At 34.3% G+C, this 26,812-nt stretch carries 26 protein-coding genes; 10 read left to right on the top strand and 16 right to left on the bottom strand.

Annotated features, from left to right (window positions below):
* Positions 1 to 17 precede the first annotated feature (17 nt).
* Positions 18 to 308 (bottom strand): cytochrome C, encoded by a 291-nt coding sequence (locus EG348_RS05655; protein ID WP_123981440.1) that lies wholly within the window; start codon positions 306 to 308, stop codon positions 18 to 20.
* 242 nt (positions 309 to 550) lie between these two features.
* On the opposite strand from EG348_RS05655, the gene meaB reads away from it, so the two are divergent.
* A complete protein-coding gene (gene meaB, locus EG348_RS05650) occupies positions 551 to 1,534 on the top strand; it encodes a methylmalonyl Co-A mutase-associated GTPase MeaB (protein WP_123981437.1) in 984 nt (327 codons plus the stop codon).
* On the opposite strand, the gene EG348_RS05645 is transcribed toward meaB, so the two are convergent.
* Positions 1,535 to 2,068 (bottom strand): DUF4251 domain-containing protein, encoded by a 534-nt coding sequence (locus tag EG348_RS05645; protein ID WP_123981435.1) that lies wholly within the window; start codon positions 2,066 to 2,068, stop codon positions 1,535 to 1,537. It abuts the gene before it with no gap.
* A gap of 109 nt (positions 2,069 to 2,177) precedes the next feature.
* On the opposite strand from EG348_RS05645, the gene EG348_RS05640 reads away from it, so the two are divergent.
* Both EG348_RS05640 and EG348_RS05635 read left to right on the top strand, forming a co-directional pair.
* Complete coding sequence (locus tag EG348_RS05640; protein ID WP_123981433.1) at positions 2,178 to 2,984, top strand: M48 family metallopeptidase; 807 nt, start codon at positions 2,178 to 2,180, stop codon at positions 2,982 to 2,984.
* Positions 2,985 to 3,075: 91 nt separating this feature from the next.
* Positions 3,076 to 3,387 (top strand): hypothetical protein, encoded by a 312-nt coding sequence (locus tag EG348_RS05635; protein ID WP_123981431.1) that lies wholly within the window; start codon positions 3,076 to 3,078, stop codon positions 3,385 to 3,387.
* Between the two features lie 38 nt (positions 3,388 to 3,425).
* On the opposite strand, the gene EG348_RS05630 is transcribed toward EG348_RS05635, so the two are convergent.
* The 11 genes from EG348_RS05630 to EG348_RS05580 form a co-directional block, all read right to left on the bottom strand.
* Positions 3,426 to 4,043, bottom strand: a complete 618-nt coding sequence (locus EG348_RS05630; protein WP_123981429.1) for an outer membrane beta-barrel protein — start codon at positions 4,041 to 4,043, stop codon at positions 3,426 to 3,428.
* Entirely contained in the window at positions 4,027 to 4,842 is an 816-nt protein-coding gene (locus EG348_RS05625) for an ABC transporter ATP-binding protein (protein ID WP_123981427.1), read from the bottom strand. Before EG348_RS05625 ends, EG348_RS05630 begins: the two co-directional genes overlap by 17 nt.
* The gene (locus tag EG348_RS05620; protein WP_123981425.1) at positions 4,842 to 5,594 is read right to left on the bottom strand and encodes an MlaE family ABC transporter permease; all 753 of its coding nucleotides are present in this window, start codon (positions 5,592 to 5,594) and stop codon (positions 4,842 to 4,844) included. The genes EG348_RS05625 and EG348_RS05620 overlap by 1 nt, the downstream gene beginning before the upstream one ends.
* 115 nt (positions 5,595 to 5,709) lie before the next feature.
* Positions 5,710 to 7,080 carry an exopolysaccharide biosynthesis polyprenyl glycosylphosphotransferase gene (locus EG348_RS05615; protein WP_123981423.1) on the bottom strand — a complete coding sequence of 457 codons (1,371 nt, stop codon included), beginning with the start codon at positions 7,078 to 7,080 and terminating at the stop codon, positions 5,710 to 5,712.
* Positions 7,081 to 7,125: 45 nt separating this feature from the next.
* The gene (locus EG348_RS05610) at positions 7,126 to 7,755 is read right to left on the bottom strand and encodes a 7-carboxy-7-deazaguanine synthase QueE (RefSeq protein ID WP_072408959.1); all 630 of its coding nucleotides are present in this window, start codon (positions 7,753 to 7,755) and stop codon (positions 7,126 to 7,128) included.
* Between the two features lie 7 nt (positions 7,756 to 7,762).
* Positions 7,763 to 8,647: a bifunctional 5,10-methylenetetrahydrofolate dehydrogenase/5,10-methenyltetrahydrofolate cyclohydrolase gene (locus EG348_RS05605; RefSeq protein ID WP_072408957.1), complete on the bottom strand. Its 885-nt coding sequence runs from the start codon at positions 8,645 to 8,647 to the stop codon at positions 7,763 to 7,765.
* Between the two features lie 99 nt (positions 8,648 to 8,746).
* Positions 8,747 to 10,387, bottom strand: coding sequence for a glucose-6-phosphate isomerase (gene pgi, locus EG348_RS05600; RefSeq protein ID WP_123981421.1), 1,641 nt, complete (start codon positions 10,385 to 10,387; stop codon positions 8,747 to 8,749).
* A gap of 217 nt (positions 10,388 to 10,604) precedes the next feature.
* Entirely contained in the window at positions 10,605 to 11,213 is a 609-nt protein-coding gene (locus tag EG348_RS05595) for a hypothetical protein (protein WP_123981419.1), read from the bottom strand.
* The gene (locus tag EG348_RS05590; RefSeq protein WP_123981417.1) at positions 11,203 to 11,712 is read right to left on the bottom strand and encodes an RNA polymerase sigma factor; all 510 of its coding nucleotides are present in this window, start codon (positions 11,710 to 11,712) and stop codon (positions 11,203 to 11,205) included. Before EG348_RS05590 ends, EG348_RS05595 begins: the two co-directional genes overlap by 11 nt.
* 25 nt (positions 11,713 to 11,737) lie before the next feature.
* Positions 11,738 to 12,607 (bottom strand): TraB/GumN family protein, encoded by an 870-nt coding sequence (locus EG348_RS05585; protein WP_123981415.1) that lies wholly within the window; start codon positions 12,605 to 12,607, stop codon positions 11,738 to 11,740.
* 157 nt (positions 12,608 to 12,764) lie between these two features.
* A complete protein-coding gene (locus tag EG348_RS05580) occupies positions 12,765 to 13,667 on the bottom strand; it encodes a DUF4349 domain-containing protein (protein ID WP_123981413.1) in 903 nt (300 codons plus the stop codon).
* 206 nt (positions 13,668 to 13,873) lie between these two features.
* Here EG348_RS05580 and EG348_RS05575 point away from each other — a divergent pair, with 206 nt between their 5' ends.
* Positions 13,874 to 15,232, top strand: a complete 1,359-nt coding sequence (locus EG348_RS05575; RefSeq protein ID WP_123981411.1) for an acyl-CoA dehydrogenase family protein — start codon at positions 13,874 to 13,876, stop codon at positions 15,230 to 15,232.
* A 92-nt stretch (positions 15,233 to 15,324) separates the two neighbouring features.
* Here EG348_RS05575 and EG348_RS05570 read toward each other — a convergent pair whose 3' ends face one another.
* The 3 genes from EG348_RS05570 to lon form a co-directional block, all read right to left on the bottom strand.
* Positions 15,325 to 15,702, bottom strand: a complete 378-nt coding sequence (locus tag EG348_RS05570; RefSeq protein WP_123981409.1) for a MauE/DoxX family redox-associated membrane protein — start codon at positions 15,700 to 15,702, stop codon at positions 15,325 to 15,327.
* A gap of 112 nt (positions 15,703 to 15,814) precedes the next feature.
* Entirely contained in the window at positions 15,815 to 16,927 is a 1,113-nt protein-coding gene (locus tag EG348_RS05565; protein ID WP_123981407.1) for an AI-2E family transporter, read from the bottom strand.
* Between the two features lie 158 nt (positions 16,928 to 17,085).
* Complete coding sequence (lon, locus tag EG348_RS05560) at positions 17,086 to 19,491, bottom strand: endopeptidase La (protein WP_123981405.1); 2,406 nt, start codon at positions 19,489 to 19,491, stop codon at positions 17,086 to 17,088.
* Between the two features lie 259 nt (positions 19,492 to 19,750).
* On the opposite strand from lon, the gene EG348_RS05555 reads away from it, so the two are divergent.
* The 6 genes from EG348_RS05555 to EG348_RS05530 all read left to right on the top strand — a co-directional run bounded on the left by EG348_RS05555 (position 19,751) and on the right by EG348_RS05530 (position 26,803).
* Complete coding sequence (locus EG348_RS05555) at positions 19,751 to 21,904, top strand: SurA N-terminal domain-containing protein (protein WP_123981403.1); 2,154 nt, start codon at positions 19,751 to 19,753, stop codon at positions 21,902 to 21,904.
* Between the two features lie 127 nt (positions 21,905 to 22,031).
* A complete protein-coding gene (locus tag EG348_RS05550; protein WP_123981401.1) occupies positions 22,032 to 22,982 on the top strand; it encodes an MlaD family protein in 951 nt (316 codons plus the stop codon).
* Between the two features lie 8 nt (positions 22,983 to 22,990).
* Positions 22,991 to 24,331, top strand: coding sequence for a (Fe-S)-binding protein (locus EG348_RS05545; protein ID WP_123981399.1), 1,341 nt, complete (start codon positions 22,991 to 22,993; stop codon positions 24,329 to 24,331).
* A gap of 93 nt (positions 24,332 to 24,424) precedes the next feature.
* Positions 24,425 to 25,210 carry a (Fe-S)-binding protein gene (locus tag EG348_RS05540; protein ID WP_123981397.1) on the top strand — a complete coding sequence of 262 codons (786 nt, stop codon included), beginning with the start codon at positions 24,425 to 24,427 and terminating at the stop codon, positions 25,208 to 25,210.
* A 262-nt stretch (positions 25,211 to 25,472) separates the two neighbouring features.
* The gene (locus EG348_RS05535; RefSeq protein WP_123981395.1) at positions 25,473 to 26,315 is read left to right on the top strand and encodes a cell wall anchor protein; all 843 of its coding nucleotides are present in this window, start codon (positions 25,473 to 25,475) and stop codon (positions 26,313 to 26,315) included.
* 14 nt (positions 26,316 to 26,329) lie between these two features.
* Positions 26,330 to 26,803 (top strand): hypothetical protein, encoded by a 474-nt coding sequence (locus tag EG348_RS05530; RefSeq protein ID WP_123981393.1) that lies wholly within the window; start codon positions 26,330 to 26,332, stop codon positions 26,801 to 26,803.
* The last annotated feature ends 9 nt before the right edge of the window (positions 26,804 to 26,812 follow it).

Genomic DNA, 26,812 nt, shown 5'->3' with positions numbered 1-26,812 from the left:
TATTTAGTTGTAAGAAATTACTTTTTTACAGAAACGATATAATCGTAAACCCACTGATGTTGTTCATCTGTTAATTTCGCTTTTGGAGCCATAGAATTCATAATTCCAACCCATTGCACAGAAGTATGCGCTGTTGGATCCGGTAATTTATGACATCTTGTGCATGAGTTTTCAAAGATTGTTTTTCCTTGAGCGATCTGCTCTGCTGTAGAAGTTGAAGCCATCGGAGCGGTTGCCGTCGTTGCTTTTGGCGTACAAGATGCTAATAGTACAGAAGTGAATGATGCTATGGCGAATATTTTTTTCATGTTTAAACTATTTGATTGAAACAAATGTAGGAAATTCCCTTTTTTATTAAGGAAACAATACTTAATTTAGAAGAAATACAAATTAGAAAAGGGGAAAAGTGAAGGGTGAATTCGTTTCACTTGTCAGGGGTGAATTTTTTAAATATTAAATAATAGCGTATAATTTAAGTAAGATTAAAAAATTCACGAGCAAAGCAAATTGTCTATTGACCATTCACGGTTTAATCCTTATTTTTGAACTAATGAAATTTTCTACAGAAGAGCTTATAGATGGAATACGGTCGGGCAACAAACGCTTGATCGCAAAAGCTATTACTTTGGTTGAAAGTAAAAAAGCCGAGCATAGAATTCAGGCTGAAGATCTATTAAAACAAATCATGCCTTTCACAGGAAAATCTGTTCGTGTAGGAATTACAGGTGTTCCGGGAGCCGGAAAATCAACTTTTATAGAAAATTTCGGAAGACTCGTGATTTCTCAAGGTAAAAAAGTAGCGGTTCTGGCGATCGATCCTAGTTCAGCTATCAATAAAGGAAGTATTTTAGGAGATAAAACCCGAATGGAAGAACTTTCCAAGGAAGAAAATGCTTTTATCCGACCTTCCCCGAGTTCCGGATTTTTGGGTGGTGTTGCCAATACAACTTTTGAAACGATGATGATTTGCGAAGCGGCGGGTTACGATTATATTTTAATTGAAACCGTTGGAGTAGGGCAGTCAGAAGTTTTGGTTGCCGATATTACTGATGTATTTTTATTTTTAAAAATTATTGGTGGCGGTGATGAACTTCAAGGGATAAAAAGAGGTATCATGGAAATGGTCGACTTAATTTTCATTAATAAAGTGGATCAGGATAATCTTCAAAAAGCAAAAAATACAAGACTTGAATTAAAAAGAGCCCTTGATTTTATTCCGCCCAAAGAAAAAGATTGGAAAATTCCTGTTTTGCTAGGTTCTGCCTTAAATAATGAAGGGTTAGGAGAAATTTATTCTAAAATTGATGAATTTATCGATTTAAAAAAGAAAACTCAACGTTTTGAAACTGTACGAACTCAACAGGCGGAAAAACGTTTTGAATATTGGGTTCAGGAATATATTTTAGCAATGATGAAAAAGAGTGATTCTGTAGAAGAAGCTTACCTTGACCACAAAAAAAATGCTGCGACAATGGTTTCAAATCCAAGTACCGAAGCAAAATTATTTGTTGAAAAATTTCTTTCTAAAGATTAATTAAGGTTGAGCCTTTACTTCTTCATTTTTAGAAATAAATCCATCGTAAGAAATTGGCTGTCTGTCATTACTTCTCATTGAGGTAAATGCTTTTCCGTTTTTATAAACTTCAATAATAATTTCGTCTACATTATTTACATCATTAGGCTTGATCTTAATAACCCATTTTCCTTTTTTGTTCTGAGACTTATCAACCGTAAAATCTTTTGAAGTAAATCTGTAGCTGTTGTCACCACCATAATTTGCTTTAAATGATCTTCCGAAATAAGGAAGGACAACATCCAAAACATTATTTTTTATTTCAACGGTGTAGTTTCCGTTTAAATCCAAAATTCTTGTTGCGGTAGAATTCGGCATAGAATTCATCACTCGGATTACATCGTAATTGGTTGGGTTGGCTCTTTCCGCATGGAATGTAAACTCCTGAGAATTTACCAATGCATCAACTGTTTTGGAATCTGTATCCTGCGCAGAAAAGCTCTGAAAGAAAAACAAAAATCCAAAAATGAATATGATTGAAATATACTTTTTCATGATAGTAAAATAATTATTAAATTTATATAGCAAAATGTATGCAAATATATTGTTATAAAATATTTTTGGAATAGAAATTGTTAGGCTTGAATTAATAACACTCGAATTTATGAAAATAACACATCTATTAGGAATCGGAGCTGTGGCTCTATCGGTTGCAGCTTGTACAACAAATCCTATTACGGGAAGGTCTTCTTTGCAAATTGCAAATAATTCAGAAATTTTAACAATGTCTGCTCAGGAATATAAAACGACATTGTCTAAAGGGAAAGTAATCAGCGGTACAACAGATGCTAAAAGAGTGGTAAGCGTAGGAAGCAGAATTAAAAGTGCCGCAGAAAGATATTATCAAACCATTGGTAGATCTGCAGATCTTGCGAATTACAGTTGGGAATTTAATCTTTTGCAAAGCAGCGAATTGAATGCTTGGTGTATGCCGGGCGGAAAAGTAGCCGTTTATACAGGGATTTTGCCAGTAACTAAAAATGATAACGGTCTTGCTGTTGTAATGGGGCACGAGGTTTCTCATGCTTTAGCAGGTCATGGAAACGAAAGAATTTCTCAGGCAATGGTAGCTCAGTACGGAGGTTCTATTCTTGGTGGAACGATTTCTAACTCTCAATGGGCAGGTGTCTTTGAAAAAGTGTATCCAATTGGCTCTCAGGTTGCTTTATTGAAATACGGAAGAAATCAGGAATCTGAAGCGGATGAAATGGGACTATATCTAATGTCTATGGCAGGATATGACCCAAGAGAAGCTATTCCTTTCTGGAATAGAATGGAATCTGCATCTAAAGGAGGAAGACAGCCAGAGTTTTTATCAACTCACCCTAATCCTGAAACAAGAATCTCAGATATTAATAAAGATCTGCCAAAAGCTTTAGAATATTATAAGGCTGCGGGAGGAAAAATTTAATTAAGATAGAATTTTAATCTTGAATAAGGCCTTATTAAATTTTTAGTAAATTTGATAAGGCTTTTTAATTTAATCACTTAAACACAATATTATGAAGAGTTTATCAATCACGGGACTTATCCTTTTAGCAGTCTCAACATTACTTTTTTATCTTACAACCGATTTTACTGTCGAAAAAATAGGGCTTCCACACATTATGGGAGTTATGGCAGGAGTTGGAATTGGTTTAATTATCGGCGGAATGGTTGGTTATGTAAGTAAAGGTAGCGCCATCAAAGCAGATCAAAAGAAAAAAGAGTTCAAACAACTACAAAAAGATAAAGAAGATCTTGAAAAGCAGGCTGCGGAAATTGCAAAACGTGAAGCAGAACTTCAGGCTCAAAAAAATAATCCTCAAATTTAAAATTTGAGGATTATTTATAATTGTTATTTTCGAATCAATTAAAATTTATAACCTACACCAACCATAAATAAGTTGGGTCTGTTGTCATATCTGATTTCTTCACCAGATACTTTATTGATGAAGTTTCTGCTATCCTTACCGAATGCACCTTCATATTTTGCGTTTACGATCAATTTTTTAATTTCAAGCTGAGCTCCGAATTGGTAACCAACGGTAAAATTATCTCTCGCATTTTCTGAGAAATCGTTGTAAGTATCTTCTTTGCTTAAATTATAGCTTGCAACAGGTCCGATAAATACGCCTAACATATCTCCAACTACTTTGTGTCCTACAAGAACCGGTAAATCGATACGGTTGTTTTTAATATCAAAAGTTGTATTAGAAACAGGATCTGTAAATTCGTTTTTAAAAGTCGTGTAATATAATTCCGGCATTAGGAAAAATGACATCGGAAGGCTTGCCTTCAATGAAAGTCCTATGTTGAACCCTACATTATTTTTACCTGTATTTTCTATTGCAGCACTTGCTGTGTTTGAAATATTTTTCCAAGAAGGTGAACCCGTTGGAAAAATTAAATTTGCCTTACCTGCAAGCGAAATCTGTGCAGTAGCAAACATAGAAAACCCTATTAAGGCTATACTAAATACCTTTTTCATTATCGTCTAGTTTAGTTATTGTATTCTCAATAGTTTTATGATTTTCGAGTAAATACTCTCTCAATTCTTTAAATAGCTCTGATGAATAAACGAAGTCAATAAGATTTTTATTGCCTGCCGTGATCAGAACGTCTTTATTTCCTTCCCATTCTTTGATGCCTAATCTCAGATAAACGATCTTTTCACCAATCGTCATTACAGAGTTCATATCGTGGGTGTTGATAATTGTTGTTGTGTTGTATTCTTTAGTGATTTCCAGCAAAAGATCATCAATTACATTAGATGTATATGGATCTAATCCTGAGTTCGGTTCATCACAGAATAAATATTTTGGGTGATTTACAATCGCTCTTGCAATTGCAACCCTTTTTTGCATACCTCCGGAAATTTCAGATGGAAATTTCCTGTTGGCTTTATCTAAATGTACCCTTCCGATTACCTCAAAAACCCTTCTTTTCTTTTCTCTGAAAGTTAGGTTGGTGAACATGTCTAAAGGAAACATAATGTTTTCTTCTACTGTTAAAGAGTCAAACAATGCACTTCCCTGGAATAAAGTTCCGATCTCAGAACGTAAGTGCTGTTTTTCTTCTCTGTTCATTACATTAATATCCCTTCCATCAAAAAGAATTTCTCCTGATGAAGGCTGATAAACATTCAATAAACTTTTAAGGAAAACCGTTTTTCCGGAACCACTCTGTCCTATAATTAAGTTGACCTTTCCTTTCTCGAAAGTGGTTGTAATACCTTTAAGTACTTCAACTTCTTCAAAACTTTTCTTAAGATTTTTTACCTCAATCATTAGCTTAATACTAATTGGGTTAATACTAATTCTGAAAGGATAATGAAAACCATTGTCCAAACCACGGCCTGTGTACTTGCTCTACCTACTTCCAGTGAACCTCCTTTTACATTATATCCGAAATAAGAAGGAACTGTTGCAATAATAAAAGCAAAAACAATTGTTTTTAAAAATGCATAATACACGAATAGATTAGGCATAAACATCTGTATTCCAGTTATATAATCGGCTTTTGTCCAGTTTCCTGTTAAAACTCCTGCCAGATAACCTCCGCCAATACCAAAGACGATGCTGATAGCAATAAGCAATGGATTGAAAATCACACACGCAAGTATTTTAGGAAGTATCAAAAAGTTAGGTGAATTTACCCCCATAATATCTAGTGCATCGATCTGTTCGGAAACCCTCATCGTTCCAATACTGGAAGCAATATATGAGCCAACTTTTCCTGCCAGGATCAAGCTTATAATGGTAGGTGAAAATTCTAAAACCAATACCGCTTTTGTAGCATATCCTACAAATGAAGGCGGAATAGGAAAAGATGAAGAATCGAAGTTATTATACATCTGGATGGCAACTACGGCCCCTACGAATATAGATGTGAAGATAACCAACCCAAAAGAGTTGACTCCTAAATCATTAATTTCCCTCATGAACAGCTTCCAGAAAACCCTCATTTTCTGAGGCTTCTGCACGGATTTACCCATGAGGATGATGTATTCTCCTATCGCTGAAAAAAACTTTTTTAACATTCTGCTAAATTAGACTTTTTTATTTAATTAGATTAAGGTTGAAGTTAAGTCTAAAGCTCTGTTTAATGTTAAAATTAAAACTATTTTAGCTCAATATTAGCCTTAACCTAAATCTTTATTTTGCATTTTTATCTCCTGTGATCACCAGTAAAACTGTTTTCAAAATGATGACCATATCCAAGACAAAACTCCAGTTTCTAACGTAAAAGGCATCTGCCAGAATACGTTTATTCATTTCCACTTCTTTATCACCCGAATCTCCGCGTAGACCGTTTACTTGTGCAAGACCTGTAATTCCGGGGCTTACCATACTTCTTAAACTATATCTTCCGATCTTCGGTTTATAATAATTATCAACGGCCAACATATGTGGTCTTGGGCCTACGATCGACATTTCACCTTTCAATACATTGATGAATTGTGGCATTTCGTCAAGGCTCGTTTTTCTTAAAAATTTACCGATTTTTGTAATTCTGGAATCATTTTCCTCAGTTGTTTTAGTAGATGATTCTTCATTAACGATCATGGTTCGGAATTTAATACAATTAAAAACTTCCTCATGAAACCCATATCGTTTCTGCAAAAATAAGACCGGACCTTTAGATGTACTTTTTATTAATATAGCAATGATTGGAAACAACCATGAACAAATAAATATTAATATAAAGAATGAAAAACTGATGTCAAAAATTCTTTTCAGTAAATGATTTGAATAATAATCTAAAGGATATCTAGCCTGATTTAAAACGGGCTGGGTCTGAATATAAGCTAAATCATAAAGGAAAAAATCACTTTGTGTGATACTCGGAACTAATGAAATGTGAACTTTATTCGCCTCTGCCAATCGGAAAATTTCATCTTCAGTTTTTTCATCAAATGAGTTTTCTGACGGAAAAAATAAAGTATGTATTCCATTGTTTTTCCAAAATTCTACCAATTCAATAGAATTAACTTCAGATTTATTATATTCAAAAATCCTGTAACCGTAATCTTTTCTTTCGCTGAATATGTTTTTTAATATTTCCGTCGAACTGTTCTCTTTCAGGAACATGATATTTCGATAATTAATACCTAGACTACGAAAGTACTTGATTCCGAAATAGATAATAGATTTAGCTAGAAATATAAAGAAAAACAGGTAAAAGGAAAGCCAGTAAATATCAGAATTAAAAAATACGTTGTAACTTACTTTTCCTATTAATAAAACCCCAAGAATAAACAGTAAAAAGTGGATTAAGAGCCGCTCAAGAAATAAGGTATACGTTAAGTTTCTAGGAATATTATAAATTTTTGTTCTGCCACTTAGAAGCATCCAGAACATAAATAATAAGGCCAGAGAAAATATATTTTGATACCAGGTTTCCTGATTGTACTTTAGGTTTTCATTTCTACTGACAAAAAAGAATACAAAGATAGATGCTATAACCAAAAGGTCTAGCAAGATAATAATCGATTTTAAATATCTAGAATATCGAATTCTTTGCATCTATCGGCTTTTATAACGGATACTAAGAGCTAATTTACGCTTTTTTTATGGTATATTAAGATATTTATGAGTCTGAACTGATGCCTGCCATTCCGGATGTTCTAAAATAAAATCCGTGATTTTAGGATACATCTCATCGCGCTTGCTCCATTCGCTCTGAAGATATAATCTACAGTTTGCTGAAACTTTCGCAGCCTGCTCCTGAGCAAATTTAAGGTCGTTGTTATTGAAAACGATTACTTTAAGCTCACTTGCTTTTTCATAAATTTCCTCTTTAGGAAGTCCTGTTTTCTTTGGCGAAAGCGTGATCCAGTCGATATGCCCACTCATAGGATAGGCTCCCGAAGTTTCAATATGAATCGTGCATCCCAATTCTTTCAATTTGGATGTTAAAATATCAAGATTCCACATTAAGGGCTCACCACCTGTTAAAACAATTGTTTTACAGTGTTTGGCAGCTGTTTCTGCAATTTCTTCTGCATTCATCAACGGATGCAAAGTAGGATCCCAACTTTCTTTTACATCACACCAATGACACCCGACGTCGCAACCTCCCAATCTAATGAAGTATGATGCTTTTCCCGTGTGTGCTCCTTCTCCTTGAAGAGTGTAAAAATGCTCCATTACAGGGAGCATTTTACCTTCTTTTAATAAAATATCTTCTTCTTTATTCATTTTAAAATTAGTCGTTATAGACCGAAGTCTTATAAGCAATGATGGTATTTTTCATCAACATCGCTCTTGTCATAGGTCCAACTCCTCCCGGAACCGGCGTAATCCAGCTTGCTTTTTCTGCACAGCTGTCAAAATCTACATCACCCGCCAAATAATATCCTTTCGGAGAATCGTTGTCTACTCTTGTGATACCTACGTCAACAATTACTGCCCCGTCTTTGATCATTTCACCTTTTAAGAAGTGAGGATCACCCAAAGCTGTAATTACGATGTCTGCTTTTTTAGTATATTCTTCAATGTCTTTTGTGTAAGAATGTGTAAGCGTAACCGTTGAATTTCCTGGGAAATCTTTTCTTCCCATCAGGATACTCATTGGTCTTCCTACGATTTTACTTCTTCCGATGATAACACAGTCTTTACCTTTTGTTTCGATATTGTATCTTTCTAATAAAGTTAAAATCCCGAATGGAGTAGCTGGTAAGAAAGTATCCATTTCCAAAGCCATTTTTCCGAAATTTGTAGGGTGGAAACCATCAACATCTTTTCTTGGATCGATTGCGTTAATGATTTTCTCCTGATCAACCTGATCGGGTAAAGGCAACTGAACGATAAATCCGTCTACAGATTTATCCTTATTAAGTTCCTCAATTTTTTCCAATAATTCAGATTCAGAAACCGTGCTTGGAAATTTAACTAAGCTAGATTGAAATCCTACTTCTTCACAGTCTTTCACTTTAGCATTTACATACGCCTTGCTCGCTCCGTTGTTCCCAACAAGAATTGCTACCAAATGAGGTGCTCTTCTCTTGCCTGCAATGATCTTATCAACTTCAACCTTGATTTCTGCTTTTATTTCTTTGGATACTTTTAATCCGTCAAGAATTTGTGCCATTTTACTTTTATTACTTTATTAGATTTTAGATATTGAAAATGAATGCTTTAAATGAGTTTTACTTTCATTATTTCATCAAATCATTCATCAATTATCTTCTTATTTATTTCCTTTATAATAATTAATCAGCCCGTTTGTAGAGCTGTCGTGAGAGCTAATTGCCTCATTATTTTCAAGTTCCGGCAAGATTTTGTTTGCCAACACTTTTCCTAATTCAACTCCAAATTGGTCGAAACTGAAAATATTCCAAATCACTCCCTGAACGAATATTTTGTGTTCATACAATGCAATCAATTGTCCTAATGCGAAAGGAGTTAATTCATTGAACATAATTGAGTTAGTAGGTGTATTTCCTTGGAAGACTTTATAATTTAGCAAGAAATCAATTTCTTCATCAGATTTTCCTGCATTTTTCAATTCTTCTTCAACTTCTTCTTCTGTTTTTCCGAAGGCAAGTGCCTCAGTCTGAGCGAAAAAGTTGGCTAATAATTTATCCTGATGATCAGAAACTTTGTTTGGACTTTTCGCATAGGCGATAAAATCTGCAGGAATCAATTCTGTTCCTTGATGAATCAATTGATAGAAAGCATGTTGTCCGTTTGTTCCCGGCTCACCCCAAATAATTGGTCCTGTTTCGTATTCTACAAATTCACCGTTTCTGTCAACACATTTTCCGTTACTTTCCATATCTCCTTGTTGAAGATACGCAGCAAATCTGTCTAAGTACTGAGAGTAAGGAAGAATTGCATAAGTTGTTGCCGCATAGAAATTACGGTACCAAATTCCTAAAAGTCCCATCAAAACAGGAATGTTTTCAGCAAAATCTGCCGTCTGGAAATGTTGATCTGTATCAAAAGCTCCTTTTAATAATTGTTCGAAGTTTTCATATCCAACTGAAAGTACGATACTTAAACCGATTGCGCTCCAAAGTGAATATCTTCCGCCAACCCAATCCCAGAATTCGAAAATGTTTTCTTCTGCAATTCCGAAGTCTTTAACTGCTTGAACATTAGTTGATAAAGCTACAAAGTGTTTTGCTACATCTTCCTGTTTTCCAGCTTTCAAGAACCAATCTTTTGCTGAATTTGCATTGGTCATTGTTTCCTGAGTCGTGAACGTTTTAGAAGCAATGATAAATAAAGTTGTTTCAGGATTTAAGTTCTTTACAACTTCTGCGATATGATTTCCGTCTACATTTGAAACGAAATGAACGTCTAATCTTGTTTTAAAATGTTTTAAAGCCGAAACTACCATCACAGGCCCCAAATCTGAACCTCCGATTCCGATATTCACCACATCAGTGATTTCTTTTCCGCTAAAACCTTTATGTGATCCTGAAATAATGCTTTCGGAGAAAGATTTCATGTGATCCAAAACTCTTTTGATTTGTGGTTTGATGTTTTCACCGTCAGCCAAAATTTCTTTATCAGAAAAATCCCTCAAAGCTGTATGCAGAACTGCTCTTCCTTCTGTTTCGTTGATTTTATCTCCTGAAAACATCTTAGAAATGGCATCTTTTAACTGACATTCTTCTGCTAAATTTAATAAAAGCTCTTTTGTTCTTGAATCAATTAAGTTTTTAGAATAATCAAAAAGAAAGTTATCTCTTTTTAATGAAAACTCTTCAAAACGGCTCGGATTGTACTGGAAAAGGCTTCTTAATTCGAAATCATTTCCTGCAAAGTGTTCGTGAAGAGCTTTCCAGCTGTTTGTTTGTGTAGGATTTATTTTTGATAACATATATTTCTTAGGGATTTAGATTATTAATTCTAGAAATTAATTTTTTGAATAAAAATTTCTAAAAAATTGGTGTCGTTAAATTTCTAATTTGCAAATTTAAGGAAAAATAAAACCTCAGATAAATTTGAGCGTTATAAATAACAATTTTTTAAAAAACAAACCCCAGATCAAGTCTGAGGTTTCATGGTTATTATTTTTTGAAAGATGAATTGTAAAATTATTCGTCTATTTCGTGCAGTATATTTTCGAGTTGCTTGGCATTTTTTCCGTAGAAATATTGAGTCCATAAAACAATGCTAGTTACAATCGCGATAGTTCCTATGAGAACGCTGAGGATCAAAACCTGTTGATCGTGGCTTGAAATATTTCCTAAAGACTCTCCTTTTTTCGCTAATGAATTATAGAACACAAGTCCTAATGTGATCATAAAGTGAGGAAGAAGAAGAAATCCGAAAGATTGGTATCTTTCCATGTTCAGTTTCAGTTCATGATATATTTTCCAGAGGCTGTTTTGGGTATTTCCGGTATACAGTTCGGTTTGCTTATAAAATTTATAGAATCCGAAAAAGTAATAACAAGATATTACCACAAGCATGCTGTAAGAGGTATAATAAATAATATGTTGCGATGCGGGAAAATCCAGTTGTTGTGGAAAGAATCCGATAAGAATGATGGCAATAATCTGGAAAGGAAGTTCCATTTTCATATTTTTTTGGATCTTTTCAATAGGATGTTTGCTGTTCTTTAACTTTTCTATATTATTGGGAATGTTAACGCTATCAGCGTCTTCGTTATTCCATTGTTCTTTTAATTGATCAAAATTCATAGCCTGATATTTTTATGATTTGCTGTATTTTTTCTTTAGTTCTGTTCAATTTTACACGGGCATTGCCTTCACTAAGTCCTAAATTATCCGCGATTTCTTTATGAGACATACCTTCCATAAAGTAAAATATGATGGCTTTTTCTAGAGCTTTAAGTTCTTGGACCGCAGTATAAAAGACTTCTAATTGCGTATCTTTTGCAGGATTGTAATCTTCATGCTGGACTTCAAAATGATGGGGTGCATCCGTTTGGTTATTTGTCCGCTTTTTTTCTTTTTTTAAATAAGTAATGGCGGTGTTAATGGCTACGCGGTACATCCAGGTTGAAAATTCACTATTACCTTTGAAGTTCTGATAAGATTTCCAAAGCTGAATAAGGATTTCCTGTTGCAGATCTTCCCTGTCTTCCAAAGAATCCGCATAGATTCGCGAGGCCTTATACAAAATGCCTTTGTGCTTATTGACGAGATTTAAAAAAGCAGTTTCGGTTGGATTGCTCACGATGATTTCATGGTTTGGTTATGTGCTAAAGGCTTGATACTGGTTTTAAGGTATATCCTTTTGATTTTAAAAGTTGGATAACTCCGTTTTTACCCATAAGATGAGCGCCTCCTACTGCAAAGAACGAACTTTCTTTTTTCATCATTTCCGGCATTTTTTCTGCCCAGTTATTATTTCTATCCGTAAGCATGGCTTTTTCCTGTGTGGCATTCATTATTTTGTCATTCTTAAAGAGGGTGTAAAGGGATTTTACATCTTCATTTTTAAATGCCACTAACATTTCCTTGAGAAGGATTTCATATTCCTTTCCCATTTTTAGTTGCTCAATAACAGCTTTCAAATCATAAGCTTTATTGATGGATGTGAACTGATCTTCTACTTTTTCGAGTCCGTAGACTTTCTTTTTACTTTTAATAGCATTTTTAAGAAGTTCTATTTCGTAAAATTTCATTTCTGTTTGAGGACAGGGTGTAGATTTCAATGCAATAAGTGAATACAAACCTTGCGAACTTGAATTATCCATCTTCTTTAAATCTGTTCCGTAATCGGCAAGAATCTTGTCAAGTTCCTTTGCTTCCGTAGGAGTAAGCTGATCTGATAATTTTTTATCCGTCTGATACATTTTCTGCATGGCTGCCATTTCAGCAGGATCTGTATAATTTATCTCCATGACGAAATTATCAGATTTTTCAAGAGCTTTCATAACTTTCGATTTTATCTCAAAATCCGAACTGCACATTGTATGAAACGTTCCTGCAATATAAGAAGGTTTTGTAAGCCTGTTCCCTGAAACTTCCCAAAGTGTGCTGTTTTCGGTGTTCGTATTCTGTGCTTTTGCTGTTGTGAAGGTTGCTGATAATAATACTGCGAACCCAAGTTTTACTAAATTTTTCATATGATTAAGTTTTTAATTATTTACTCTTTAAACAGTAGGTAAGGGCAGTATTATAATCGTTACAGTTTTTTTTTGAAAAAAATAAAAAACCTCCTGAAATGGAGGTTTGTAAAATCTAAAATTATGTAGATAACCATGACGGTTAGGATAGTTTCAATTAAATCTGATCAGGCTTTTTAAAATATTTTCTTTTTCTCAACAAATAAATAATACCTGCTGCGATCAATAGAATGGGCCAAATGGTGATTAATCCCACCGCAATTCTCTGAATTAAATAAAAACCTTCCACAAAAGCATTTTTTGCATCGTAAATGAAATTGAATTTATATTTATTGTCAATGTTTTTGGTGTTGGTAACAGCAATTTCTGCAATTCTAAGTTTAGGTTCTTTAATATAGATGTCAACGGTGCTGTATTTCAAATTATCTGCAACGTCCATATTTGCCAATTGCTGTTGATTATTTTCAGACATATTATCGTCGTCTAATTTCACTTTGTCTTTATTGGCTTTTAATTGAGAAATATTTTCACTGCTTTTTTTTATTCTTTTTCCTTCCAGTTCTGCATATTTAATTCCGGCAGTTACATCTTCTGCATTGATGATTCTTGAGTTTAAAAACAATTTTTTATCATTAATTAAAGTCAAAAGCTCACCCAACTTATCAGTCGGAACACGGACCTGCATCGTATTTTCAGTCTGAAATTTTTTAACCAACATTGCGTCATTGCTTGAAGTATTGTAAGTGTCTTCTGAAACTACATTGCTCTGCAAATTACTTTTTGTAACAAATCCGCCAAGCTCCTGAATAGATTTTTCAATGGAAATCGTTGCCTCGTAAACATCTTTCACTTCCATATTAACCTCTGCGGTTTTGATGAATTGTTTGTCTTTCACTTTCATGGTTGCAGCAGACGAAACACTGTCTGAAACCACAACTGCTGCGGAATCTGCAGTACCTTCAAGCTCATATTTACTTGCTGTAGCTTCTCCTTTTTTGCATGAATAAATTCCTAATAAAAGAACTGATGCTAATGATAATTTGATGTAAGTAGTTTTCATATGTAGATTTTTTAATGTTTATGCTTTTCCCAAAGTTGAGACTGAATCGTTTGTAATGTTTGAAAATCGCGAGTAAAAAAATTGTAAAGCGAAAAGTTGATTTAATGAGTTAAAAATCAATGTTTTGTAAAATAAATATAGCTGAATGAGTTATTTTTCGGATTGATTTTTGCATATTTTTTACAAATCAAAACCATACGATAACTATGTCTAATACTTTTTCCAAAATCAGAAACGCGATAGAATTATTCAGATCAATCGATTTTGATCAGTTAAGTGCCATTTCTCAAAAGGTTGATCTCCCGAAATTGATGCAGAACTTTTCTAATTTAGATGATAAACAATTGGGAGGATTGATGAAAATGCTCGATCCGAATAAAAAAAAGAAGGAACTTCCGCCGATTGATGGGGACTTTTACGATATTTATCATACGTTGACGCCCGAGCAGCGAGAAATTCAGCTTAAAGTAAGAGTTTTCATGGAAAAAGAAGTTAAGCCTTTGGTAAATCATTATTGGCTGAGAGATGAATTTCCGCATGAATTAATTCCAAAATTTCAAAAACTGAATATTTGCGGTGTAACCTACGAAGGCTACGGCTGTCCCGGAATGCCATTTCTGATGGAAGGTGTTATTGCGATGGAAATGGCAAGAATTGATGCTTCCATTGCTACATTTTTCGGAGTTCAATCCGGTTTGGCGATGGGTTCTATTTATATTTGTGGTTCTGAAGAACAAAAACAAAAATGGCTTCCTCAAATGCAGAAATTTGAAAAAATCGGAGCATTTGGTTTAACAGAACCTGAAGTTGGTTCCGGAGCGGCTGGTGGTCTAACGGTAACCTGCAAAAAAACTCCTGAAGGCTGGATTTTAAATGGTCAGAAGAAATGGATCGGAAATGCAACTTTTGCAGATTTAATTATAATTTGGGCAAGAGATCTGGATGATGGTGAGGTAAAAGGTTTTATCGTTGAAAAAGATAATCCTGGTTATGCTGTTGAGAAAATTAAAGGAAAAATGGCATTAAGAATCGTTCAAAACGGATTAATTACGCTGACGAATTGTTTAGTTACCGAAGAAAACAGATTACAAAATGCCAATTCATTTAAAGACACAGGAAAAGTATTAAGAATGACGAGAGCCGGAGTGGCGTGGATGGCTACAGGATGTGCAAGAGGAGCTTACGAAAGTGCTTTGGCGTATACAAGAACAAGAGAACAATTTGGAAAACCGATTGCTTCTTTTCAAATGATTCAAGGTCATCTTGTGGAGATGTTATCAAACCTTACCGCAATGCAAACAATGGTTTTCAGATTGTCTGAAATGCAGGATGAAGGTATTTTAAAGGATGAACACGCATCTTTAGCGAAAGTTTTCTGTACACTGAGAACAAGAGATATCGTTTCCAGAGCAAGAGAAGTTCTGGGAGGAAACGGAATTTTGCTTGAATATGATGTCGCAAGATTTGTCGCCGACGCAGAAGCAATTTATTCTTATGAAGGAACAAAAGAAATCAATTCACTGATTGTCGGAAGATCGATTACGGGATTCAGTGCATTTGTATAATATCAAAAGTGAATGGTGAATTGTGAATTCGCTTTTCTCGTCAATTTTAAAATTCATTTGCGGAGCATATTGACAATTCACCATTCACTACCTTATTTCACTAAAGCTTTATATTTTTCTTTATTATCAATAATGATCCAAAGATTGATTAAAAATAAAACTGCAGAAATTCCGATTCCCACTGAAGAAGGTGCTCTGCAAACGTTGTGTAAAACTATTCCGACCATGATAGGTAAAATTACGATTGCACCAAGAGCTCTTGTTTTTGGAAAGATAAATAATAGACCTCCAATAACTTCTACTGCTCCAACTAAAGGCATCAGCCACCCGATTTCTCCGAAAGCCGCGAAAAGTTTTGTTTGATCAGCTGTAAGAGCTGGCATTGGCATGTAGTGTAAAAACTTATCGAGACCGGCGTTAATAAACATAAGTCCGAAAAGCAGACATAGAATAAATTTAACGATTTTCATAATTAACAAATTTTTATCAAAAGTAAATAAAAATGGAGTTACTTGATAAAAAATAAGGTTAATTTTAGACAAATATTTAATTATTCAAGATTAACTGCCTGTTTCTCATAAATTAATCCATCTCTTTTAACGTAATATTCTTTGATATTTTATAGCTTTTCTTCTTTTTGTGAGGTTTTTCTTCTTCACCTAATAATTTTCCCCAAGGTTTTAAACCTTCAACCCTTTCAAATATAATTTTAATAATAGCAATGGCCGGAATACAAAGAAACATCCCTGCAATTCCCCAAAGATGCTCTCCCAAAAGAATTCCCAGAAAAGAAAATAATGCATTGATCTTCACTTTTGAGCCTACTACAAATGGCAAAATAATATTTCCGTCAACAATATGTACAGCAACATAACCTATCAATACATAAATGCAAGTAGATGGAGTAGTGGTTGCAAAAGCAATAAAACATGAGATTAAAAGTGAAATGCATACTCCCAAATAAGGAATAACATTTAATAATCCTGTTAAAACTCCCAAAAGAATAGCATACTTTACCCCTAAAATAGTAAGAAGGATTGAAGTAAGGATGGATACAATAAAAACCTGTAGACAAAGCCCGATAATGTATTTCTTTGTCATAACTCGTACTTCATTCACCACTTCCTGTACGCTTGCTTTATGTTTTTCGTTAAAAACTGTAACGATAAAATTGTTTAAAATTCTTCTATAATTTAATATAAAAATGAAGAAAAGGATGAAAAACACAATGAAGCCGAGGCCGGTTGAAAATATGCTAAAAGTAAAGCCCAAAATCACTCCAGAGGAAGATAAAAGCTTGCTTAAACCTTGATTGATATAATCTAACTGCTCATCAATTTTAACATGAAAAGTATCTGAAACCCAGTTTTGAAGACTGTTAAAAACAGTATTAAACTGCATTCTCAAATGTGGAAGATCTTTGCTGAAACTTGATAATTGTGATCCAAAGAAATAAATAAGCCCTGTTAGAATCGTTAGCATGATCATTACAGAAGCCATGGTTGATACAGTTCTTGGAAATCTCAATTTTGTTTCCATTAAATTCGCGATCGGCAAAAATAACATGGCCATCAAGAATGCTAAAAAGAAGGGAGCTAAAATACTTTGTCCTAATGCCAAGAGGTAGCCTAGTCCGATGATTGAAATAATAACCAAAGTAAGCTTGACAAGGAAGGGGAGTTTAAGAAAATTCATAATTCAAAATCTGTAGCATAAAAATACTAAAACCCTCCGACTTGAAGGACTTTTTTCATTTAATTAACTAAAATTCTATGTAAAATTGACTAAAATAAAACACGTCCCAAAGATTTTGAGACGTGTTTTTATTTATTGAGAAGTTGAGACGTGAAATTTTACTTTTCAAGGGCAATTTCTACCACATCTTCCATTCTGTTTACGTAATGTACATTCAGGTTTTTAAGATAATCTTTCTTAATTTCCTCAACATCTTTTCTGTTAGCTTCACAAAGGATCACATCTTTAATTCCTGCTCTGGTTGCGGCAAGAAGTTTTTCTTTAATTCCGCCTACAGGAAGTACTTTTCCTCTAAGAGTAATTTCGCCTGTCATGGCAAGATGTGGTTTTACTTTTTTATTTTTAAAAGAAGAAACCATTGAAGTCAGCATGGCGATACCTGCAGAAGGTCCATCTTTTGGTGTAGCTCCTTCAGGAACGTGAACATGGATGTTTTTCTTCTCTATATCTTCCTGAGAAATTCCCAATTCGTCGTGCTTAGCCTTAATATATTCCAAAGCAATTGTTGCAGATTCTTTCATGACCGTTCCCAAGTTGCCCGTCATGGTTAAAGCTCCTTTTCCATTGCTCAAAATGCTTTCAATGAATAATATATCTCCACCAACACTTGTCCATGCAAGACCTGTTACAACTCCGGGAACATCTGTTAATTCAGATAAACTTTTAGGTCTTGGTACTCCTAAAATTTCATCTACCTTTTCTATAGAGATTTTAGGATCATATTCTTTCACCAAAGCGGTTTGTAAAGCTACCCATCGAGCGATGGAAGCAAGTCTTTTCTCTAAAGATCTTACACCGCTTTCAGAAGTGTGTGCTTCAACAATATGTTTTAACTCAGGATTCCCAAGTTTGAAAGATTTTGCAGTCAAACCGTTTTCTTCCTGTTGTTTTTTAATTAAATGTCTCTTGGCAATCTCTATTTTTTCCTCCAACGTATAACCTGCAATCTGGATGATCTCCATTCTGTCTAATAACGGAGTCTGGATCGTTGATAATGAGTTTGCTGTTGCAATGAACATTACTTTGGATAAATCATAACCCATTTCTAGGAAATTGTCGTAAAATGCTTTATTTTGTTCAGGATCAAGTACTTCAAGAAGTGCCGAGCTTGGATCTCCATGAATACCTTTCCCAACTTTATCGATTTCATCCAACACAATCACAGGGTTTGATGTTCCTGATTTTTTGATGGATTGAAGGATTCTTCCCGCCATCGCACCGATGTATGTTTTTCTGTGTCCACGGATCTCGCTTTCGTCATGAAGTCCACCCAAAGAAACGCGAACGTATTTTCTTCCTAAAGCATCAGCAACAGACTTTCCTAACGAAGTTTTACCAACCCCTGGAGGCCCTACCAATAATAGAATAGGAGATTTCATGTTGTTTTTCAATTTTAAAACAGCCATGTGTTCCAAAATTCTTTTCTTAATATCTTCTAATCCGAAATGCGCTTTATCTAAAACTTTTTCTGCTTTTTCAATATCAAAAGTATCTTTTGTGAATGTATCCCACGGAAGATCTGTAAAGAAATCTAAATAATTTCTCTGAACATTATAATCCGGTGAATTCGGGTTTTGGCGTTGTAGCCTGTTGATTTCCTTTTGGAAATGTTCTTCAACTTCAGCATTCCATTTCTTAGTGCTTGCTTTTGTGATCAAATCTTCAACATCACTTTCCGGTCCGCCGCCCAACTCTTCTTGGATTGTTCTAATCTGTTGATTTAGAAAGTATTCCTTCTGTTGTTTGTCAAGATCTTTTGATGTTTTTTGATGAATCTGATTTCTTAATTCTAATTTTCTGAAATCTTCATGCATCATTTCATAGCACTTGTTGGCTCTTTCCATTAAGTTTTTTTCTTCAAGAAGACTTTGCTTTGCACTTGATGGGAAATTGGCATTGGTACAGATGAAATTTAAAAGATCATCATTATTATTGATGTTTTTAATGGCGAAATTGGCTGCATTAGGAATGTTTGGATCAAGCTCGATGATTTTTAATGCTAAATCTTTAACATTTTCCAATAAAGCTTCGTATTCTTCCTTATTTTTAGCTTTTCCATCCTTTAATTTTGAAATTTCAGCCTTGAAATAAGGTTGATTTTCAATGATTTTCTTTATCTTAAATCTGTGGAAACCTTTGGTAATAGCCGTAATATTACCTTCAGGAAGTTTTATTATTTTAATAATTTTCGCTAAAGTTCCGGTATGATATAGATCTTTTTCCGTAGGTTGCTCAATATCTGAGTTTTTCTGGCTTACAATTCCGATAAAATCACCGTTTATCTGAGCTTCTTCGAGAAGTTGTATAGATGCTTTTCTTCCTGCAGTAATAGGAATTACCACATTAGGAAACATAACCATATTTCTTACAGGAAGGATTGGGAATATTTTTTGTTCCGAGTTTTTTTCAGTCTCCGCAAGATCAGAAAGATTGATTTCCTCAGCTACAATATCAAATCCGTCACTTATCATTTCCTCTAAACTTATATCTTCAAATTCTGTCATAGTTAATCGAATGACAAATTGTCATTTCCGTTTTAAATCGTTAAAGTAGATTTTCATAATATGCTTTGAAAATAGGCAGCATATTATATTGTTCTAAAATGCACAATACCTATGCCATTTGTTTTTTGCTAAAAAATACGGTCAAAATTTCCTTTTTTGAATAAATAAAATTTTAAAAACTAAAATAAAGAACTAGGATTTCCGTAATTTCTTAAAAATGTGTATTTTCGCAAACTGATAAAAAACTATAATTTATAAAATGGCAATTTTAGGACAGATTAGGAGTAAGCCTTGGCTTTTGATGGGAGTAATTGCACTGGCGCTTTTGGCGTTCCTGGTGAATCCCGAGAGTATTGATAAGGTTTTTGGTAAAAATCCTGATGTTTTAGGAAAAGTAAATGGTGAAAAAATTACCCGTGAGGAGTATAATGATCAGCTTTTCGTTCTACAACAGCAGGCTGAGCAGCAAAATCAACCGAAAAATGGTCTTGAAGAACAGGCTTGGCAGTTATTGGTGCAATCCAAACTGATTAAGCAGCAATTCGAGAAAATGGGGTTTGAAATGACGGAAGATTACTTCTGGAACCAGATCCAGTATGATCAAATGTTTGCTCAACAAAAACAGTTCTTTGACGAAAAAGGAAACTTTAAGACTCAGGAGCTTAAAAAACAGATCGAAGAAATGAAGGCTACAAGCCCGGAAGGTTACAACCAATGGTTGAAAACCAGAAAATCTGTTGAATACAGACTAATGGCGAGACAGGTATTTGCAAATATTTCTACAGGTATCACAACAGGTAAGAAAGAAGCGGAAGAATTAATGAGACAAAGAGATCAGTTAGCTGATATCGATTTTGTGAAAGTTGATTATACTGCTTACCTTCAAAAGACTAAAATTAACGTTAAGACTGAAGACTTAGCTAACTATATTAAGCAGCACCCTGTGATGTTTAAGACAGAAGCAAGCAGAAATATAGGTGTTGTTTATTTCCCTTCTCAGCCAAGTGCAGCTGATGACGCTGCAGCTCAGAAAGAGATTACAAAATTGTTCTCAGGAGGTACTGATGCAAGTGGAGGAAAAGAAAATTTCCAAAATACAACGAACGATTCTATGTTTGTAATGGCTAATTCTGATATGCCTTTTAACAATCAGTATTTAAAGCCAACACAATTGCCACAGGCTGTACAAGGTCAAATTGCAACTGCTGCGGTTGGACAGACTTTTGGGCCTTATAAAGAACAAAACTTCTATGTAGTATCTAAATTAGTTGGTAAAAAGACTTCTGATTCTACATTGTCTAGACATATTTTGATTGCATTCAAAGGAAGTCCTGCGGGAGAAGGTGTTACAAGATCTAAGGAGCAAGCTAAGAAATTGGCAGATTCTATCGGAGCTATTGTAAAAGCAACTCCGGCTAAATTCACAGAATTCCTTAAGTTATCAAATGATCCAAACTCTGCTGCACAAGGTGGTAGCTTAGGATGGACAACTCCTGAAACTCCTTTCGTTCCTGAATTCTTAACGTATTTAGCGAACAATCCTAAAGGTGCAACAGGTGTTGTAGAAACTCAATTCGGATATCATATCATCAATATTGAAGATAAGAAAGCTGGATCAATGGGTTATAAAGTGGCTAACTTAGTAAAAGCTATCAAGCCTTCTGATGCTACTGAAGCTGATACAGATAAGAAAGCAAGAAGATTCATCCAACAAGTTCAAGGGAAATCTTTCAACGATTTCGTGAATATTGCTAAAAAATCAAACTTCCAATTCTCAAATCCTAAACAGGCTAAGAGATTTGACGGACAAATTCAAGGCTTAGGTACAGATAAAGATGCTGAAATTTTAGGTTGGGCTTTCGATAAGAAAAGAGAGAAAGGTGATACAGAATTCTTTACTGTAGAAGGAACTGGAGATAAAATTGTAGTTTACTTAAACGGAAAACAAGAAAAAGGTCTTGCAGATCCTGAATCTGTAAGAGATCAAATTGAAACAATTGTTAAAAATAAATTGGCTGCAAAACAAATCTCTGATAAGATTACTGCTGCTAAAGCAACAAGTTTAGATCAAATCGCTAAATTATTTGCAACAACAAAACAATCTGCACAGGTTAATTTATTAAACCCATCAGTTGCAGGTTCAATGGAGCCTAAAGTAGCTGGTGCTGCATTTGGAGTTGCAAAAGGAAAAGTTTCTAACCCAGTTGAAGGTGGAACAGGAGTTTATGTTTTAATTAAAAAGAACGAAACGACAAACAAACAACCTGGAGATCTTAAGCAGTTCACAGAGTCTGTTACTCAGAGAAACTCAGGAATGTTCGGTCAGGCTTGGTTAAAGAGCTTACAAGACAATTCTGATATCGATGACTACAGAATTGAGATCTGGAATAAAGTAGGAGCTCAACAACAATAAGAAATTTAATTTCATTCATATAAAATGCGGCAAAGTTTTTGCCGCATTTTTTGTATTTAACGCAGAGCAATAAAAGAAAACATTAATTTAAAATGTATTATATTTGCTCATAGAAAAAATTTAGCAAGTGAAGTTCAGTAAAGAATTAAAAGCTGGTGTAATAGCAATTTTAGCCATTGTTGGCTTTGTGATATTATTCCAATTTATGAAAGGCCGAAGCCTTTTTACTACCGATAATATATTTTACGCAAAATATGATAACGTTGAGGGATTAGCGCAATCTTCCCCTGTTTCGATCAATGGATTGAAGGTAGGACAGGTTGATAAAATCGTTCCTCAGACTACAAAAGACGGAAAGATTCATTTTATCGTAAAAATTACTGTCGATAATAATTTTGAGTTCTCAAAACAATCAACTCTTGAAATTTTTGAACCTGGATTAATGTCGGGGAAAGAAATGAGAGTTAATTTGGCGTATGGTGGAGCATCTGCAAAAGACGGAGATACTTTACGAGGAGCTTTCAAATTGGGAACTTTGGGAAGTCTTTCTTCTCAGGTAGGGCCTGTTAAAGATCAATTACAAACTGTTTTATACAGAGTAGACTCTTTAATGTCGAGTGCCAATCAGGTTGTCAACGCACAAAACAGAGAGGAGATCAGATTATTGCTTGCGAATCTTAACAAAACTGTTGGAGCGTTACAAACTACGGCAGGAAGTGTGAATACTTTGGTTGGTAATAACGATCCGAAACTTCAAAAAGTATTGGATGACGCAAGCGTAACAATGCAGACCGGTAAAGTGACTTTAGACAAGTACGGAAACCTTGCGGAAAGTATTGATACTAAAAAATTAAATGCTACCATCGCAAATCTTGATGCTACAGTAGGTAAGCTTAACCAAGTTATAGGAGGTATTGATAACGGACAGGGAAGTTTAGGTAAGCTGATGAAAGATGAACAGCTTTATAACAACCTTAATTCAGCATCTACCAACCTGAACTCATTGATAGAAGATATGAAAGCCAACCCGAAGAGATATATCAACTTCTCCGTTTTTGGTAAGAACAATAAAGACTAATATACCTTATGCAATATATCGATAATATTATTTTTCTGATTTTATTAGTTGCAGGGTTTGGGCTTTTTGCAAAAAGTCTGCAAAAGATATATAGAAATATCAGATTAGGAAGAGAGATCAACCGAAGTGATAATAAACCCGAACGCTGGGAGACCATGGCACGAGTTGCGATGGGACAAAGCAAAATGTCAGCACGTCCTGTTGCTGGAATTCTACACCTTTTCGTGTATGTAGGTTTTGTTATCATTAATATTGAATTAATAGAAATCATTGTTGATGGGATCTTTGGAACTCACAGATTTTTAGCAACAATTTTCGGACATACATTTTATAATTTCTTTACGGCTACATTAGAAGTTTTAGCACTTCTTGTTGTAATTGGAGTTGTATTATTCTTCATCCGAAGAAATTTTTATGGTGTTAAGAGATTAACAATGAAAGAACTTTTCGGATGGCCAAAGAATGATGCCAACTGGATTCTTATCATTGAATTTGCCCTGATGATAGCTTTCTTCACCATGAACGCTTCAGATTTTATTCTTCAGTCAAGAGGATATGATCATTTTATAAAAGTAGGATCTTTCCCGATCAGCGAAATGACTTTTGTTCCGTTTCTTGAAGTATTCAGTTTTGATAACGGATTTTTATTTGGTATAGAAAGGGCTGCCTGGTGGTTTCACTTTGTGGGAATCCTTTTCTTCATGAATTATCTTTATTATTCAAAGCATTTACATATAATTTTAGCATTCCCAAGTACTTGGTTTGCCAACTTAGATAAGAAAGGAAAATTCAACAATTTAGAATCTGTTACAAAGGAAATTAAATTAATGATGGATCCCAATGCAGACCCTTACGCTGCTCCGGCAGAAGGTGCTGAAGCTGATGTTCCTTCTAAATTTGGTGCTGAAGATGTTTTTGATTTAAATCAGGTTCAATTACTAAATGCATATTCTTGTACAGAATGTGGAAGATGTACTTCTGTTTGCCCTGCCAATATTACAGGTAAAAAACTATCTCCAAGATTGATCTTGATGAAAACGAGAGACAGATTGGAAGAAGTTGGAAGAAATATCGACAAAAACGGGTCATTCGTTGATGATGGCAAAAAGTTGTTGAATGATTATGTAACCAAAGAAGAACTTTGGGCATGTACTACTTGTAACGCGTGTACAGAAGCTTGTCCAATATTATTAGATCCGCTTTCTATTATTTTTGAAATGAGAAGATTCTTAGTGATGGAACAGTCCGCTGCTCCACAGGAATTAAATCTAATGATGACAAACGTGGAAAACAATGCTGCGCCTTGGCAATATAATCAGGCAGATCGTTTGAATTGGGCGAATGATTAATTTTTCAGTATAAAAAATTTCAGATCAACAATTACTTGAACTTGAAAATTTTAAATACACTTTACATTAATATAAAAATACATTTTACAATAAATGGATTTACATATAAAAACAATGGCAGAATATGCTGCCGAAGGAAAATCACCTGAAGTTTTATTTTGGGTTGGTTGTGCGGGAAGTTTTGACGATCGTGCTAAAAAAATTACGAAAGCTTTTTGTAAAATACTAAATAAAATAGGTGTTGAATTTGCTGTTCTCGGACAGGAAGAAAGTTGTACCGGAGATCCTGCAAAACGTGCCGGAAACGAATTCGTTTTCCAAATGATGGCTTTAACGAATATTGAAGTTCTGAATGCTTATGATGTTAAAAAAATCGTAACAGCTTGTCCACACTGTTTCAATACACTTAAAAATGAATACCCAAGCTTAGGCGGGAATTTTGAAGTGATTCATCATACTCAATTTCTTAGAAAACTAATGGAAGAGGGTAGATTAAAAATTGAAGGGGGAGCTTTCAGAGGTAAAAAAATCACTTTCCATGATCCGTGTTATTTAGGAAGAGCAAATAACGAGTACGAAGCTCCAAGAATGCTACTTGAAAAATTAGATGCCGAACTTGTAGAAATGAAACGCTGCAAGACCAACGGCCTTTGCTGTGGAGCTGGAGGTGCGCAGATGTTTAAAGAGCCTGAAAAAGGCAATAAAGACATCAATATCGAAAGAACAGAGGAAGCTTTAGCCTTAGAGCCTAAAGTAATTGCGACAGGTTGCCCGTTCTGTAATACAATGATGACGGATGGTGTAAAGCACTTTAACAAGAATGAAGAAGTTGTTGTTAAGGATATTGTAGAGCTTTTGGCAGAAGCGGAAGATTTATAAGCAAATAATTATTTTATATATCATTAAAACTCAAGAGAAATCTTGAGTTTTTTGTTTTTTAATTTAAAAAGGAGTAATTTAATAATAATATAAAATTAAATATGAAATTTTTTTCTTAATTTTTTAAATAAGTATGATTTATTTTACAAGTGTTTTATTTAGATAAAACAGTATGTAACATATTGAACTAAAGTATTTTTAAAAAAATATTTAATTAAGGAAAATAATATTAGCTTTGCAAAAATATTTAAAAAACACAATTATGAAAAAATCATTACTGATTGCAGCTATTCTGCTATCTACTCTTACATTTTCACAAACTTGGAATACAACGGGAAATTCAGGAACTAGTCCCTCAAATAATTTCGTAGGAACAACAGATAGTCAGGCTTTAATTCTCAAAGCTAATAATGCAGAGGGATTACGTGTATTACCTGATGGCAATGTAAGGATTGGAGGGAATATTGACCCTGTAATAACTAATACTTCTACGCTAAGGGTTTATAGAGACTTTATTCCAACTATTGAGCTTGCCAACCCATTTGGACGCTTCGAAATTTCAAAATCGGCTTGTAATGGTTGTGCAGCTTCTGGCGCTATACCAGGAGATACTGTTTTAAGAAATCTAGGGGCTAGTCATAATATAATACTTTCTATTCCTGATAATGCTAATGACGGCTCCACTTATATTGGGATCAATGATGGCTTACATGGTACATGGGTTAAATTTTTCAACAATGCAACCGCAAAATTCGAAGGCAAAATAACTGCAAAGGAAGTTGAAGTTAAAGCCAATGTTTGGGCAGATTATGTATTCAAAAAAGAGTATAATCTTAATTCTTTAGAAGAAGTAGAAAAGCATATTCAGGAAAAAGGCCATTTACCAAACATCCCATCAGCTGATGAAGTTGTGAAGAATGGTATTAATTTGGGTGAAATGGATGCCAAGCTTCTTGAGAAAATTGAAGAACTTACTCTTTATTCAATTGAACAGAATAAGCAGATAAAATCTCAATTTGAAAAAATTGAAAAGTTAGAAAAGCAATCCGAAGACCTTAAGAAGCTGAAAGAGCAGGTTCAACAACTTCTAAACACTAAACACTAAAAACCAAAGAACAAATGAAAACAAAACTATTTTCTATATTCTCATTGTTTATAGGTTTTTTAGGTTTTTCTCAAACTGAAGTTTATTTTAAATATGATGAAGCGGGAAACCAACGATTTAGAGGAACCAATGTTAACGGTAAAAATACTGAGGAACCTGCAAAAGCAGAATCTAAAGTAACACCAGTAGTTCAGTCTCAACCTCAGACACTAATTGACGAAAAATCTTTTTTGAAGCAAATTAGATTATATCCTGTTCCTGTCAATGATTTTCTTACAATAGACTGGACTGAAGAAGTAGATGCTTTGATCGAATCTGTTTCTCTTTACCAACATAGTACAGTTCACTGGAAATTCCAGCAACAAAATATTCCAAGTCTTAACAGACAATTGAAGATCAATATGTCCGGCTATGAGTGGGGTGTATATGTTGTACGATTTATCTTAAAAGACGGAAGAATTTTCAGTAAAAACATTACAAAAAGATAGGATAACTCC

The sequence above is a fragment of the Chryseobacterium sp. G0201 genome (assembly GCF_003815655.1).
Classification (GTDB): domain Bacteria; phylum Bacteroidota; class Bacteroidia; order Flavobacteriales; family Weeksellaceae; genus Chryseobacterium.
The sequence above is the reverse complement of the archived record's forward strand: the minus strand, read 5'-3'. Positions and strand labels throughout refer to the sequence as shown.